This is a genomic window from Kribbella sp. NPDC031520 (assembly GCF_055580825.1).
In genome coordinates, this window is sequence record NZ_JBVIKS010000002.1 from 532041 (window position 1) to 546420 (window position 14380).

General features: G+C 69.3%; 13 protein-coding genes. 3 read left to right on the forward strand and 10 right to left on the reverse strand.

Translation table 11 applies throughout. The annotated features are described in order from the left end of the window. The first annotated feature begins 70 nt into the window (after positions 1–70). Complete coding sequence (locus tag ACZ5BU_RS11260; RefSeq protein ID WP_465697740.1) at positions 71–2209, forward strand: elongation factor G-like protein EF-G2; 2139 nt, start codon at positions 71–73, stop codon at positions 2207–2209. Here the strand turns inward: ACZ5BU_RS11260 and ACZ5BU_RS11265 are convergent, their stop codons facing one another. The 3 genes from ACZ5BU_RS11265 to ACZ5BU_RS11275 are packed head-to-tail and all read right to left on the reverse strand — an operon-like array spanning position 2210 to position 4778. Continuing rightward, on the reverse strand, positions 2210–3460 hold the full coding sequence (locus ACZ5BU_RS11265; RefSeq protein WP_465697742.1) for a tetratricopeptide repeat protein: 1251 nt from the start codon (positions 3458–3460) through the stop codon (positions 2210–2212). Beyond that, positions 3457–4332, reverse strand: coding sequence for a tetratricopeptide repeat protein (locus tag ACZ5BU_RS11270; protein ID WP_465697744.1), 876 nt, complete (start codon positions 4330–4332; stop codon positions 3457–3459). Before ACZ5BU_RS11270 ends, ACZ5BU_RS11265 begins: the two co-directional genes overlap by 4 nt. Further along, entirely contained in the window at positions 4329–4778 is a 450-nt protein-coding gene (locus ACZ5BU_RS11275) for a hypothetical protein (protein WP_465697746.1), read from the reverse strand. Before ACZ5BU_RS11275 ends, ACZ5BU_RS11270 begins: the two co-directional genes overlap by 4 nt. 56 nt (positions 4779–4834) lie before the next feature. On the opposite strand from ACZ5BU_RS11275, the gene ACZ5BU_RS11280 reads away from it, so the two are divergent. Then, positions 4835–5242, forward strand: coding sequence for an HIT family protein (locus ACZ5BU_RS11280; protein WP_465697748.1), 408 nt, complete (start codon positions 4835–4837; stop codon positions 5240–5242). Here the strand turns inward: ACZ5BU_RS11280 and ACZ5BU_RS11285 are convergent. The 3 genes from ACZ5BU_RS11285 to pgsA are packed head-to-tail and all read right to left on the reverse strand — an operon-like array spanning position 5214 to position 7864. Further along, positions 5214–6341, reverse strand: a complete 1128-nt coding sequence (locus tag ACZ5BU_RS11285) for a glycosyltransferase family 4 protein (protein ID WP_465697751.1) — start codon at positions 6339–6341, stop codon at positions 5214–5216. The genes ACZ5BU_RS11280 and ACZ5BU_RS11285 overlap by 29 nt on opposite strands. Before the next feature lie 27 nt (positions 6342–6368). Further along, on the reverse strand, positions 6369–7229 hold the full coding sequence (locus tag ACZ5BU_RS11290; protein WP_465697752.1) for a phosphatidylinositol mannoside acyltransferase: 861 nt from the start codon (positions 7227–7229) through the stop codon (positions 6369–6371). Then, the gene (gene pgsA / locus ACZ5BU_RS11295; RefSeq protein ID WP_465697754.1) at positions 7229–7864 is read right to left on the reverse strand and encodes a phosphatidylinositol phosphate synthase; all 636 of its coding nucleotides are present in this window, start codon (positions 7862–7864) and stop codon (positions 7229–7231) included. The genes ACZ5BU_RS11290 and pgsA overlap by 1 nt, the downstream gene beginning before the upstream one ends. A gap of 108 nt (positions 7865–7972) precedes the next feature. Here pgsA and ACZ5BU_RS11300 point away from each other — a divergent pair, with 108 nt between their 5' ends. Then, entirely contained in the window at positions 7973–8941 is a 969-nt protein-coding gene (locus ACZ5BU_RS11300; protein WP_465697756.1) for a hypothetical protein, read from the forward strand. Positions 8942–8955: 14 nt separating this feature from the next. On the opposite strand, the gene ACZ5BU_RS11305 is transcribed toward ACZ5BU_RS11300, so the two are convergent. The 4 genes from ACZ5BU_RS11305 to ACZ5BU_RS11320 form a co-directional block, all read right to left on the reverse strand. Then, a complete protein-coding gene (locus ACZ5BU_RS11305; protein WP_465697758.1) occupies positions 8956–9525 on the reverse strand; it encodes an HIT family protein in 570 nt (189 codons plus the stop codon). Next, positions 9522–11543 carry a threonine--tRNA ligase gene (gene thrS / locus ACZ5BU_RS11310; protein WP_465697760.1) on the reverse strand — a complete coding sequence of 674 codons (2022 nt, stop codon included), beginning with the start codon at positions 11541–11543 and terminating at the stop codon, positions 9522–9524. Before thrS ends, ACZ5BU_RS11305 begins: the two co-directional genes overlap by 4 nt. A 121-nt stretch (positions 11544–11664) precedes the next feature. Then, a complete protein-coding gene (locus ACZ5BU_RS11315) occupies positions 11665–13167 on the reverse strand; it encodes an AAA family ATPase (RefSeq protein ID WP_465697762.1) in 1503 nt (500 codons plus the stop codon). A gap of 131 nt (positions 13168–13298) precedes the next feature. Next, positions 13299–14372 (reverse strand): GntR family transcriptional regulator, encoded by a 1074-nt coding sequence (locus ACZ5BU_RS11320; protein WP_465697764.1) that lies wholly within the window; start codon positions 14370–14372, stop codon positions 13299–13301. Positions 14373–14380: the final 8 nt, after the last annotated feature.

Sequence of the window (14380 nt, forward strand, 5' to 3'; positions counted from 1 at the left end):
AATCCGCGCGCTGAAGGCCCTTGTGCGAAGTGTCCGATAGGGGAATCGTGGGTGGACCAGGAGGAACGTCATGGCAGACAAGACGAACGCTTCCCAAGGCACCGGAGCCGCGCCCGCTGTGGACAACCCGGCCGCCATCCGCAACGTGGTGCTGGTCGGCCCGTCGGGCGCCGGCAAGACCACCCTCGTCGAGGCCCTGCTGGTGGCCTCCGGAGTCCTGAACAGACCCGGCACCGTCGTCGACGGAACCACGGTGTGCGACTTCGACGACGCCGAGATCCGGCAGCAGCGCTCCGTGGGCCTGGCGCTCGCGTCGCTTCCGCACGACGGCGTGAAGGTGAACCTGATCGACACCCCCGGGTACGCCGATTTCGTCGGCGAGCTGCGGGCCGGGCTGCGCGCCGCGGACTGTGCGCTGTTCGTGGTCTCGGCGAGCGAGGGCGTCGACGAGCCGACCCGCACCGTCTGGCAGGAGTGCGAGGAGGTCGGGATGCCGCGCGCGGTCGTGATCACCAAACTCGACCACGCCCGGGCGAACTACCAGAACGCGCTCGCCACCGCCCAGGCCGCGTTCGGCGACAAGGTCCTGCCGCTCTACCTGCCCGCTGGTGACGGGCTGATCGGGCTGCTCTCCCAGTCGTATTACGAGTACTCCGGCGGCAAGCGCTCCACCACCCCGGCGGACTCTTCGTACGCGGACCAGATCGAGGAACTGCGCGGCACCCTGATCGAGGGGATCATCGAGGAGTCCGAGGACGAGTCGCTGATGGACCGCTACCTCGGCGGCGAGGAGATCGACCAGAAGGTGCTGATCGAAGACCTCGAGCGGGCGGTCGCGCGCGGCTCGTTCTTCCCGGTCGTCCCGGTCTGCAGCGCCTCCGGGGTCGGGACGTACGAGCTGCTCGAAGTGATCACCAGCGGGTTCCCGTCGCCGCCCGAGCACACCATTCCGGACGTCTTCAACCCGCACGGGGTCGCCCGTAAGGGCCTCGCCTGCGACCCGGACGGCCCGCTGCTGGCAGAGGTGGTGAAGACGACGTCGGACCCGTACGTCGGCAGGGTCAGCCTGGTCCGGGTGTTCTCCGGCACCATCAGGCCCGACGCGACGGTTCACGTGTCGGGCCATTTCACGTCGTTCTTCGGTGACCACAACGGTGCCGCGCACGGGCATGAGGACCACGACGAGGACGAGCGGATCGGTACGCTCTCGTTCCCCCTCGGCAAGACCCAGCGGCATGCCGCGGAGGTCGTCGCCGGTGACATGTGCGCGATCGGGCGGCTGACCCGGGCAGAGACCGGTGACACGCTGTCCGACAAGACGGAGCCGCTGCTGCTCAAGCCGTGGAACATGCCGGAACCGCTGCTCCCGATCGCCGTCCAGGCGCATGCCAAGACCGACGAGGACAAGCTTGGGGTCGGGCTGCAACGGCTCGCGGCGGAGGATCCGACGCTACGGATCGAGCAGAACCCGGAGACCCACCAGATCGTGCTGTGGTGCATGGGCGAGGCACACTCCGACGTCGTCCTCGACGCGCTGTCCAACCGGTACGGCGTCACCGTCGACACCGTGGAGCTCCGGGTGCCGTTGCGGGAGACGTTCAGCGGGCCGGCCAAGGGTCACGGACGGCACGTGAAGCAGTCCGGCGGCCACGGGCAGTACGCCGTCTGCGACATCGAGGTCGAGCCGCTGCCGGAGGGCACCGGGTTCGAGTTCGTCGACAAGGTGGTCGGCGGTGCCGTGCCGCGGCAGTTCATCCCGAGCGTGGAGAAGGGCGTCCGGGCGCAGATGGAGAAGGGCGTCGCGGCCGGGTACCCGATGGTCGACATCCGGGTCACGCTCACCGACGGCAAGGCGCACAGCGTCGACTCGTCGGACATGGCGTTCCAGATGGCGGGCGGGCTCGCGCTGCGCGAGGCCGCGGCCGCGGCCCGGGTCTCGATGCTCGAACCGGTGGACCTGGTCTCGGTGCTGGTACCGGACGAGCTGGTCGGTGCGGTGATGAGCGACCTGTCCGGGCGGCGCGGCCGGCTGCTCGGCACGGACAAGGTCGGCGAGAACAGGACGCTGGTGAAGGCCGAAGTCCCACAGGTGGAGATCACCCGCTACACGATCGACCTGCGCTCGCTGTCCCACGGCGCGGCGTCGTTCAGCCGCGAGTTCTCCCGCTACGAGGCGATGCCGGACTCCGTGGCGGCCAAGCTGAAGTGATCAGCCTTTGTTGAGGCGGCGGCGTACGTCGCGGGATTTCAGGTACGCCGCCACCTCGTCGTAGCGCTCGCTCTGGTTGGCGAACTCGACGTACGAGCGGACGCGGTGCAGCCAGTCGAGCGTCGACGGCTTCACCGCGGCCAGCGCCTCGGTCAGGTGCTGCATCGCCAGCGGCGGCTCGCCACCGGTGGACAGCGCCTCGTCGATCACCTTGTCCACGCCGCGTTCGATCAACGCGCGCAGATCGGCGCCGCTGAACATCGCGGTCTGCGCGGCGAGCGCCTTCAGGTCGAGACCATCGGCCGGTACGTCCTTCGTGAGCACCTCCAGGATGTCCACGCGGGCCGGCTCGTCCGGCGGCGGTACGAAGATCACCCGGTCGAACCGCCCCGGCCGGAGCATCGCCTCGTCCACGTCCCACGGCGCGTTCGTCGCCGCGAGAACGAGAAGGCCGTCGTTCTCGGAGCCGATCGCGTCGAGCTCCTGGAGCAGTACGTCGACCAGCCGGCGCGACTCGGACCCGCCGTGCTTGTGCCGGGCGAAGGCGAGCGCGTCCAGCTCGTCGAGGAACAGTACGCACGGACCGTTGGCGCGGGCGCGTTCGAACGCCTCGTGCAGGTTCCGCTCGGACACCCCGAGGTACGGGTCCATCACGTCCTCGATCCGGACGTTGACGAACGGCAGACCGCACTCCCCCGCGGTTGCCCGCGCGAGCAGCGTCTTGCCGCACCCGGGCGGCCCGTACAGCATCACGCCGCCGCCGGCCTTGCGCCCGTACTTCTCGTACAGCTCCGGACGGCTCTGCGGGAGGATCACCATCCGGTGGATCACCCGCTTGATCTCCTCCATGCCGCCGACCTGGTCGAAGGTGGTCGCCTCCTTCACCAGGTCCTGCTCGTACGGCGCCTCGGCCTCCGGACCGACCTTGATCCGTACGCCGCTGCGCTCGGCGATCATGCCGTCGACGAGCTGCTGCAGGCGACCCGTGCCCTCGACGACGCCGCGCTGACGGGCCGCCTCGAGCAGGTTCCGGAGCAGCGCGAGCCGCCCGTTCGCAGCGGCCAGTTCCCCGACCGGCACGAACTGGTCGTCGGGCAGGCCGTGGTGATCGAGGAGTACGACGTACTGGTCGAGCGCTTCCTCGGCCTCCCCGGCCACGTTCAGCGACTCGGCCAGCACGAGCCGCAGCAGCAGATCGTCGGGATTGGCCTCGACCGCCTTGCGCAGGGACTCGATCCGGTCGTTACTCATGATCCCCATTTCCGGTTGATCCAGCGGCGTACCAGTGGTGGGACGACCCACGAATAGACGCAGAACGCCAGCCAGATCATGGCGAACGCGAACGACAGCGGGCCGAGGCCGGCGGCGCGGAGGCCGTAGATGACCGCGACCGCGCCGATCCAGACGACCAGCGGGTTCACCCGCGCGAACGGCCGCAGCGGCAGCATCAGCGGATGGTTGAACAGCTTGGCCTCGCGGGCGGCCGCACGCAGGTCGGCGTCGCCCGGCTGCGCGGCAGCGGCCGAGCGCAACGAGTCGTACCCCGCGCGGGCGTCACCGGTCAGCATCGACGCCGTACCGTGCAAGGCGCGCGCGTTCGGGTCCTCAGGGTCGTACGAGAGCGCCTCGGCGCTGTGCTTGTGCATGTCGCGGTCCTTGCCGAGCGCGAACGCGACCTGTGCGCGGGCCGCGGAAACGGCCACGCTCTCCGGTGCGTGGGACGCCGCTCGCTCGACCAGCGCGCCCGCCTTCTCGGCCTGACCGGCCGCGAGGCAGACGTGTGCGTACCCGAGCAGGAGGTCCGGGTCGTTCGGGTCGAGACTCAGGCCCTGCAGGAACGCGGCCTCCGCCTCGGGCAGCCGGCCCTCGGAACGCAGCGAGGACCCGAGCACGTGGAGCATCGCCGGGAACGGACCGTGCTGCGCCAGACCGTCCCGCAGTACGTCGATCGCTTCGCCGTTCCGGTCGACGGAATGCAGCGCCGCACCACGGAAGAGGTACGCGCGGTAGTCGAGCGCGGCGTCGCCGGACAGGCCCTGGAGCTCCTCGAGAACCCGTTCCGGACGGCCGATTCGCAACCAGTGCGCGGCCATCTGCAGGCGGGCCTCACTCGGGTCGTTCACAGCACCTCCGTCACCAGGTAGAGGAGCACGCCCTCGACGACCGCGCCGCCGATCGTCACCGCGATCCCCGTCGTCCACAGAGATCCGTAGTCCGTGCCGCGCAACTGGAACGCCCGGTCCATCGGCCGCTGCAGCCGGAGCTGCAGCATGCAGCAGAGCACCGCCACCACACGGATCCCTACGCGGAACCCCGAGGTGAGGCCGGCGTCGTCGTACAGCAGGAGGAACATCGCGACGACCACGGCGAACCCGGCCCCACCCGTCAGCAGGATCAAGCGGCGCTTGGCGGCGTCGACGCCGAGCCGGCCCGAGTTCAGGTAGGCGACCACGGTGGATGCGAGCACACCACCGAAGAACGCGACGTACGTCTGCGACATCAGGCGCCACGGCCGTACCGACATGTCCACGCCGGCGCTGACGGTCGGCCGCAGGAGATCGTCCGGCATCGGGCTCCTAGTAGTGGGCGGGCGGGTTCGGCTCGCGCAGTGTATAGCCTGTCGGGATGAGCGAGAACTGCATCTTCTGCGGGATCGTGGCCGGCGACATTCCCTCCACGCGGGTCGCGGAGACCGATCGGGCGATCGCGTTCATGGACATCTCACCGGCGACGCCCGGCCATCTGCTGGTCGTCCCGCGGGAGCACTCGACCGACCTGCGCGAAGCCGCCCCCGAGGACCTGACCGCGATCATGACGCTCGGCCAGTCGATGATCGGTCGCGTCATCGAGCGCCTCGACGGCGCAACCGGCGCCAACCTGCTCAGCTGCATCGGCGCCGACGCCTGGCAGAGCGTCTTCCACACCCACCTGCACGTGATCCCGCGTTATCCGAACGACCCGATGGTCCTCCCGTGGAAGCCCGAGCCCGGCGACCTCGACGAGATCAAGGCCGCCCACGCGAAGCTGGTCTAGCCACCAGCTCGTAGACGGACAGGAGCTCGGGCAGCAGCACCGACCAGTCGTACTTCGGTACTGCGGCGAGGCCAGCCGACCGGAGCCGATCACGTTCGTCCGGCCGGCGCAGCAGCCGCAGTACCCGGGCAGCCAGCTCGGCGGCGTTCCCGGGCTCGAACAACTCCCCCAGCCGCCCGCCTTCCAGCACCTGTCCGAACGCGGGCAGGTCGCTCGCGAGCACCGGCGCACCCGCCGCCATGGCCTCCAGCAGGACGATCCCGAAGCTCTCACCGCCGAGGTGCGGAGCGACGTACACGTCCGACCCTGCCAGCATGTCCGCGCGGGCCTCGTCGTCGATCGCTCCGAGGAACAGCACGTTCGCGTGGTACCGGGGCGGCAGCGACCGGCGTACCTCGTCTGCCTGCCCCGACCCTGCGACGAGGATCTTCAAGTGGGGGCGCTCGGCCAGTAGGAGCGGTACGGCGTCGAGGAGGACGCCGAGACCCTTGCGGGGTTCGTCCAGGCGGCCGAGGAAGCTGATCGTGCCGTCCTCGCCCGTCCAGTCGGCGCGGGGGCTGCCCTTGAAGCGGGCGGTGTAAAGGCCGTTCGGGATCACCACCGCCTCGCCGCCGATGTGCTGCACCATCATCGAGCGAGCGTTCTCGGACACGGCGATCCGCGCGTCGATCTTCTCCAGCGCGGGCCGGAGCAGGCTCGACGCGACGCTCATCGCCCGGGACCGCACCTGCCAGGTGTGGAACGTCGCCACGAACGGCCCGTCCGCGGACCACAGCGCGATGATCGACGCGCTCGGTGTGGTCGGCTCGTGGACGTGGACGACGTCGAAGTCCCCGTCGGCGAGCCAGCTCTTCACGCGGGCCGCCGTACGCGGACCGAACGTCACCCGGGCGACCGACCCGTTGTACGGCACGCCGACCGCGCGGCCGGACGAGACGACGTACGGCGGGATGCTGCTGTGCGACAGCGGGTCGTCGACGGGAGCGAGGACGGAGACCTCGTGGCCGACGGCGAGCAGCGCCTCGGCGAGGTCGCGGACGTGGTTCTGTACCCCGCCGGGGGTGCCCAGCGAGTACGGGCACACCACGCCGATCCTCACGGGACGATTGTCTCCCGTCCGTGGTGGTCAGAGGAAAATGCGCTGCAACATGTGCCAATCCTCCGGGTGCTCGGCGATACCGGCAGCGAAGGCATCCGCGCAGCGTTGGGTCATCTCGGCCGCACTGTCCGGCTCGATCGCATCGTGGAACGTGATCACCAGGTCGCGGCCGTCGTAGTGCAGCGTCGCCGGGATCAGCGGCGCGCCGGTCTTCAGGCTCAGCGCGGCCGGACCGACCGGCATCCGCGACGGGCGGCCGAAGAACGTCACCGGGACGCCGCGCTCGGACAGGTCCCGGTCGGCGACCAGGCAGACGAATCCCCCGGCATGCAGGCGGTTCGTGAGTACGTCGGTGACGTCCTCGTCACCACCGGTGAGCGGGAGCACCTCCATGCCGAGCTTTTTGCGGTAAGCGATGAAGCGGTCGAACAGGGACTCCGGCTGGAGACGCTCTGCGACGGTCGACACCGGCATCCCGGTCAGGCCGGCCCAGGCGCCTGCGTGGTCGTAGTTCGCGAGATGCGGCAGCGCACAGATCACGCCCTGACCTGCGGCGTACGCGTCCCGCAGCAGCTTCTCGTTCACGGTCCGGACCCGGTCGACGATCTCCTCGTCGGACCACTCCGGCAGCCGGAACGCCTCCTGCCAGTACCGCAGGTACGACCGCAGCCCGGCCCGGGTCAGCTCGTCCAGTTCGGCGTCGGTGGCTTCCGGTCGTACGGCGGCCAGGTTGCCGCGCAGGCGCCGTACGCCGCGACCGTTGCGCGCGTACGTCCGATCGGCTGCCTTCGTGAACAGCCACGTCACGGTCCGTTCGGGCAGCCGCCGTACCAGCGTCCAGGCGAGCGCGAACGCCAGGTCGACGGCGCGCTGCCGGGCACCTTCCATCAGGATTCGAGGTCGTTCTTCGCCGGGTCGGACATGACCTGCTTACGGACCGAGAGCGAGCGCTGGACGACGGTGATCGTGCTCGCGACGGCGACGTACCAGATCACCAGCTCGAGCAGGATCGGCAGGTTGAACACGTCCGAGAAGAACGCCAGGATCAGCGTGAACACCAGCCGGTCGGCGCGCTCGGCGAGCCCGCCGCTGGCCTTCAGGCCGAGGCTCTCCGCCTTCGCCCGGGCGTACGACGTGACCGCGCCCATCACCAGGGCCCACAGCGTCACCGCGGCCATCAGCGTGGAGTCGCCGGCCCGCGAGTTCGCGTAGAACATCACCAGGCCGCCGTAGATCGCGCCGTCGGCGATCCGGTCCAGCGTCGAGTCCAGGAACGAGCCCCACTTCGACGACGTCCCCGAGGTCCGGGCCATGTAGCCGTCGATCAGGTCCGAGAACACGAAGCAGGTGATCACCACGACGCCGATCCACAGGTGACCGCTGGGGAAGAAGATCAGCGCCCCGGCGGACACGCCGATGGTGCCGACCAGCGTGACCATGTCGGCGCTCACACCGAGCTTGAGCAGGAGGGTGGCGATCGGCGTGATCACCTTGGTCCAGAACTGCCGGAATCTGTTAAGCATGGCGACGCGATCGTAGTTCACCCGGGTCACGCCCGGGTGACAAGACCCGGGTTTCGGCGCGCGGTGACGCTGTCGAAGCGCGATCCTGGGGTTGAGGAGGTGACCGGGATGCGTCGTACGGGTGTCCTCGTGCCGGTGCTCTCCGTGCTCACAGTGCTCGCCGTGCTTGCTGCCGGTGGCTGCACCGTCGCCCAGCGCGCCGACGGCCGCCGCCCGTCCCCTCAAGTGCCGGCGGCGGTGGTCCCGACCGTGATGGTTCCCCCGCAGGCCGAAGGCCTCGACGGTACGGCGGGAGCGCCCGGGCCGCAGGTCTGTACGGCGATCACCCGCACACTGACCGCGAAGTTCCGCAGCCCGGTCACCGCGAAGCCGTACGCCTGGAACGACGGCGGCCTCCCGGCAATGGACCTCTGCACGCTGCTGCTCGGCACCCTGCCTGTGACGATCGGGGTCAGCGCGCTGCCGGCCGGGCCCGACACGCTCGACCGGCTGGTGGAGAATCCGGGATCGGTCGAAGCACTTCCGGAACTCGGGCCGGACGCCACCGTCAGCGAGTCGCGGATCGTCTTCAAGGTGGGCGACCGAGCGGTACGGATCAGCCCGGCCGGCGGTATCGACCGCGATCCCGCCGATGGGATCGAGAAGGCCCGGGCGGTCACGATCGCGCTGGCCGTGCGGGACGCCGTACCGAAAAGCCTGCGCCCGGCCCGGCAGACCGACGAGACATGCCAGCTGTCGACGTCGACGGCGGAGCGCTTCGTCCAGCTGCAGATCCAGCTGCGACGGGACTACCGGGTGAAGGGTGCGCTGACCTGCATCTGGGGCACGTTCGACGCGACGGTGTCGATCGTGGAGGCGTTCGACCAGTCGTCGATCCCGGAGGCGGAGCGGGTGCCGCCGCCACAGTTCGCGCCGATCGGACAGCCCGGGTACTACCTCCCCGATGCGGGCGAACTCGTCTTCCGCCAGAACCGCCGCGTGGTCCGCGTGTCAGCGCTGACGGACCCACCCCGCCAGGTCACGCTGGACGAGCTGACCGACATCGTCGACCCGATGCTGCCGCTGTTCATCCGCTGACCTATGGCGCTGAACTACGGCCAGTTCTTCGCCAGCAGTGCGCGGGTGTCCGGGAGGAGCTGCGGGAGCACCTTGGTGTTGGCGATCACCGGCATGAAGTTCATGTCGCCGGTCCACCGCGGCACCACGTGCTGATGCAGGTGGGCGGCGATGCCGGCGCCGGCGATCTCGCCCTGGTTCATCCCGATGTTGAAGCCGTGCGCCGCCGACACCGTACGGATCGCCTGCATCGCCTGCCGGGTCAGGTCCGCGACGTCGCGGACCTCGGCGTCGGTCAGCTCGGTGTAGTCGGCCACGTGCCGGTAGGGGACGATCATCAGATGCCCAGGGTTGTACGGGTACAGATTCAGGACCGCGTACGCCGCCTCGCCGCGGTGCACGATCAGCGCCTCCGTGTCGGGCAGACCCGGCAGCCGGCAGAACGGGCAGCCCGAACCGGCGTCGGCACTCGTCGGCTTGTTCTCGCCCTCGATGTAGGCCATCCGGTGCGGCGTCCACAGCCGCAGGAACGGATCCGGCACCCCGACACCGTCCTGCGGCACCAACTCCTGCGGTGTGTAGGGCGAGTCGGGGTGATCGGTCATACCTGCACGCGCTTCTTGACGGCGTCGACGATCTCCGCGACCGCGTCGGCGATCGGTACGCCGTTGTTCTGCGTGCCGTCGCGGTACCGGAAGGACACCGAACCGGCCGCCATGTCCTCGTCGCCGGCGATCAGCATGTACGGCGTCTTGGCCTTCTGCGCGTTCCGGATCTTCTTCTGCATCCGGTCGTCGGACGCGTCGATCTCGACCCGGATCCCGTGCGCCTTCAGCTGCTCGGCGACCTCGAACAGGTAGTCGACGTGCCCGTCGGTGATCGGGATGCCGATCACCTGGACCGGCGCCAGCCACGGAGGGAAGGCGCCCGCGTAGTGCTCGGTCAGGACCGCGACGAACCGCTCGATCGAACCGAACAGCGCGCGGTGGATCATCACCGGCCGCTGCCGCGAACCGTCCGGCGCGGTGTACTCCAGCTCGAACCGCTCCGGCAGGTTGAAGTCCAGCTGGATCGTCGACATCTGCCAGGTCCGGCCGATCGCGTCCCGGGTCTGGACCGAGATCTTCGGGCCGTAGAAGGCCGCGCCGCCCGGGTCCGGGACCAGCTCGAGACCGGAGCCCTCGGCAACTTCCCGGAGCGTCTCGGTGGCCTCCTCCCAGACCTCGTCGGAGCCGACGAACTTGTCCGGGTTCTTCGTGGAGAGCTCGAGGTAGAAGTCGTCGAGGCCGTAGTCGGCCAGCAGACCGAGCACGAACGTCAGCAGGTTGCGCAGCTCGTCGCGCATCTGCTCACGGGTGCAGTAGATGTGCGCGTCGTCCTGCGTGAAGCCACGCGCGCGGGTCATGCCGTGGACGACACCGGACTTCTCCAGCCGGTACACGGTGCCGAACTCGAACAGCCGCAGCGGCAGCTCCCGGTACGACCGGCCGCGGGCCGCGAAGATCAGGTTGTGCATCGGGCAGTTCATCGGCTTCAGGTAGTAGTCCTGGCCCTGCTTGCGGATCTGCCCGTCCGCGCCGCGCTCCTCGTCCAGGTGCATGGGCGGGTACATGCCGTCGGCGTACCAGTCCAGGTGGCCGGAGGTCTCGAACAGCTGGCCCTTGGTGATGTGCGGCGAGTACACGAACTCGTAGTCGTCCTCGACGTGGCGCTGGCGGGAGTAGTCCTCCATCACCTTGCGCAGCACACCGCCCTTGGGGTGGAAGACCGCGAGGCCGGAGCCGATCTCGTCCGGGAAGCTGAACAGGTCGAGCTCGGTGCCGAGCTTGCGGTGGTCGCGCTTGGCGGCCTCCTCCAGGCGGGTCAGGTGCGCCTTCAGCTCGTCCTTGCTTTCCCAGGCCGTCCCGTAGATGCGCTGCAGCTGCGGGTTCTTCTCACTGCCCCGCCAGTACGCGGCCGCCGTACGCATCAGCTTGAAGTTGCCCAGGTACCCAGTAGCGGGGACGTGCGGGCCGCGGCAGAGGTCCTTCCAGGCGACGCTGTCGTCCCGCCGGACGTTGTCGTAGATCGTCAGCTCGCCACCGCCGACCTCGACACTCGCACCCTCGGCCGCGTCCGCCGCCGAGCCCTTGATGCCGATCAGCTCGAGCTTGTACGGCTCGTCGGCCAGCTCTTGGCGTGCGTCGTCGTCGCTGACCACCCGGCGGCTGAACCGCTGCCGCTCCTTGATGATCTGCTGCATCTTCTTCTCGAGCTTGGTCAGGTCCTCCGGCGTGAACGGCGTCTCGACGTCGAAGTCGTAGTAGAACCCGTTCTCCACCGGCGGACCGATCCCCAGCTTGGCGTCCGGGAAGAGGTCCTGTACGGCCTGCGCCAGGACGTGCGCGGTCGAGTGCCGGATGATCGCGCGGCCGTCCTCGGACGCCGCCTTGACCGGCTCGATCTGGTCGCCGTCCTGGACGACCCGGGACAGGTCCCGCAGCTCACCGTTGACCCGGGCGGCGATCGCGGAGCGGTCCTGGCCGAAGATCCCGGCGAACAGCTCCCCGATCGTCGTCGTCTCGGTGACGCTGCGCTCGGCCTCGCCTTCGACGCCGATCAGGTGGATCTTGACTTCGGGCACGTTCGCTCCTTCGTTCACGAGCAGATGGTATCGACAACGAAAGTAGGCGGCCGGACCAGCCGGTAGTCAGCTGTGCCGGCCGTCCTGATCCGCCACCGCCTGCGGCGCGAACAGGCTGCTGTCAGCGTGGAGTATTCAGAGCGATCGTGATCTGCTCGGAGACCTTCGCGGCCAGCTCCAGGGCGGCGCGGCGGGTGGCCGGCTGCAGGGCGGAGTGGTCGAGCGGGCCTTCGGCGGCGATGTGCATGTCGGTCGGGATGTCGATGACGGCGGCCGCCCGGGACTCGAAGTACGGGCGGAGCTGCTTCTCGACGTCCTTGTTCACGTCGCCGGGACCGTTCGAGACCGCGATCACCGCGCGGCGGATCAGCCGTTGCGCCTCGGGGCCTTGGTTGTCGAGCTCCTCCAGCATCTGTACGGCGGCCGCGCAGGACAGGCTCTTCCACTTGATCGGGATGACGAGGGCGTCAGCCGCCTTCATCGCCTCGCGCCAGTTGCTGGAGCCCTCGTTGTTCCCGGTGTCGATCACCAGCACCTTGTAGAACCGGCTCAGCAGGCGGTGGATCTGGTCGAAGTCCTTCGCCTCGATCTGCGCGTACGTGGTGGTCGCGGACGTGAGTACGTCGTACTGTCCTGCGACCTGGTGCCGCAGGTAGGCCGCGACGTCACCGAGCCGGGCGTCCGGCTGGGTCAGCATCGGCATCGCCTGCAGCATGTCCGTGACGGTGGATCGGCTGTTCGTGTCGTGGGTCCGCAGGTGCATGTTGCCGCGCAGCTCGTTGTTGTCCCACGCAACCACACCGCCACCACGGGCCTGGCCGAGCGCGCCGGACAGCAGCAGCGTGGTCGGCGTCTTGCCGGAGCCGCCCTTCGGGTTCGCGACGACGATCGTCACCGGGCGGCGGAAGGCCGTCGCGGCGGTCGCACGGGCGAGCCGCTCGGAGCGTTCCGACGTACCCGGCCGCAGCTTCAGCACGCTGCGGACACCGCGCTCGGCCGGGGCCTCCCGCGGCAACGGCAGCGCCTGGATCAGGTCGTCGGTGCGGAAGGACAGGTTCTGCGGCGGTTGCGGAGCCTGCTGCTGGCCCGGGATGCCCTGCGGGAAGAAGTGCTGCGCCGCCGGGGACAGTGGCTGACCCTGGGGTTGACCCTGCGGCTGGCCCGGGAGACCTTGCGGGGGCTGGACCGGTTGCGGCTGGTTCGGCTGGGCAGGGGGCTGCTGCGGAACGGGCTGCTGTTCTGGGTGCTGGAACGAGGAGCCGCCGAAGACCGGGGTGTCCTGCTGGGCCTCGTCCACCGGCTGCGGCTCGTCCTCGTCGTCCTGCGGTTCCGGCTGGCTCCATGTCGAGGCGGCAGAGTCCGGTACCGGCTGCGTCCAGGGCGGGGCGGGCTGGCTCGGCTGGGCCCACGGCGCCGGCTGGTCGGCCGGCTTGGCCGACCACGAGTCGCCCGGGAAGTCCTGGGACAGCGCGTCCGCCGGCTCGGCGGTGTCCTCGGTCTTGTCCTCGACGGGCTCGTTGTCGTCCGGCTGGGTCCAGGAGGGGGTCGGCTGCCACATTCTCCGGACCTCGGCCGCCGCCGCTTCCCGGTCCTTGTGCTGTCCGGAGTTGTGCGAGTCGGTCACGACCTGGGTCCCCGATTCTGTCAGAGGGGGCGAGTGGCCCCTGGAGCTTGCTGGGTTGCCCGGAGGTGAGGTCTCCGGGAGGGTCCACTATCCCATGACCGGGTGTCCTCACAAGGTCACCACCCGGAGCGTCAGGTTTCTGCGTCGACCAGCTCGAAGGGGACATAGGAGAGGTTCGGCACGGGCTCACCGCGTAGCTGGGCGAGGAGTAGGTCGACGGCGCGGTGGCCCATCTCCAGTTCGTTCTGCCGGACGTGCAGATACGGCGGTCCGCCGATCGAGTCCCCCGGCGAGTCGAAGCATGCCACCACGCGGTCACCGCCCAGCGCTCGGTCGACCATCCGCGCCAGGTTGTATTCACAGGCGACATACGCCGTCACCTCAGGCGTGCGATCGCGGAACGCCCGGATAACGTCCATCTCCGCGTGCACGCTCTCCGTCGTCGTCGAACCGGGAATGGTGCTGCGTAGGTCGATCAGCTCATGTGGCCGACCACGGTCGGCGAAGGCGGAGCGGAAGCCTTCCAGGCGGTCCTCGATCGAGGACGTGTTCACGGGTGGCGGCGAGATGAACGCGATGTGTTCGTGGCCCTGGTCGAGCAGCCGCCCGGTGAGTGCCCTCGCAGCGGCCACGTTGTCGGTGAGTACTGCAGCCACAGGGATGCCGGACAGGTGGCGGTCGACGAGTACGACCGGGAACCCGTCGAGCACCTGCCGCAGCAGACTGGCGTTGTAGAAGTCGCCGTACACCGGGAAGACGATCAGGCCATCCACTGTCGCCACCAGCGAGTCGACGGCCTTCTCCTCGTCGGTCTGGCGGCCGTGCGTACGCCGTACCACCAAGTGGACCCCATACTCCGTACAGCGTTCCTCGATGGCGTTCAGCAGGTCCAACCCGAACGCCTCCGACATGCTCGGCACGATCAGCGCCACCGATCGCGCCTCGCGCCGTTGCGCCGGGCGGAGCGGAACGGTCACGTCGGTCAGATCAGGCAGCCGCCGTACGACGAACGTCCCCTTGCCGCGGACACGCTCCACCAGACCGGCTTCCCGCAGTACCTCCAACGCGCGCTTGGAGGTGATCCGGCTGACCCCGAACTGCGCCGCCAGCTCCATCTCGGACGGCACCCGCTCCCTCGGCCGCAACGCACCCCGCCGGAGCTGCTCCAGCACATGCGCACAAATCCGCTCGTACAGCAGCGCCACAGCCCGTC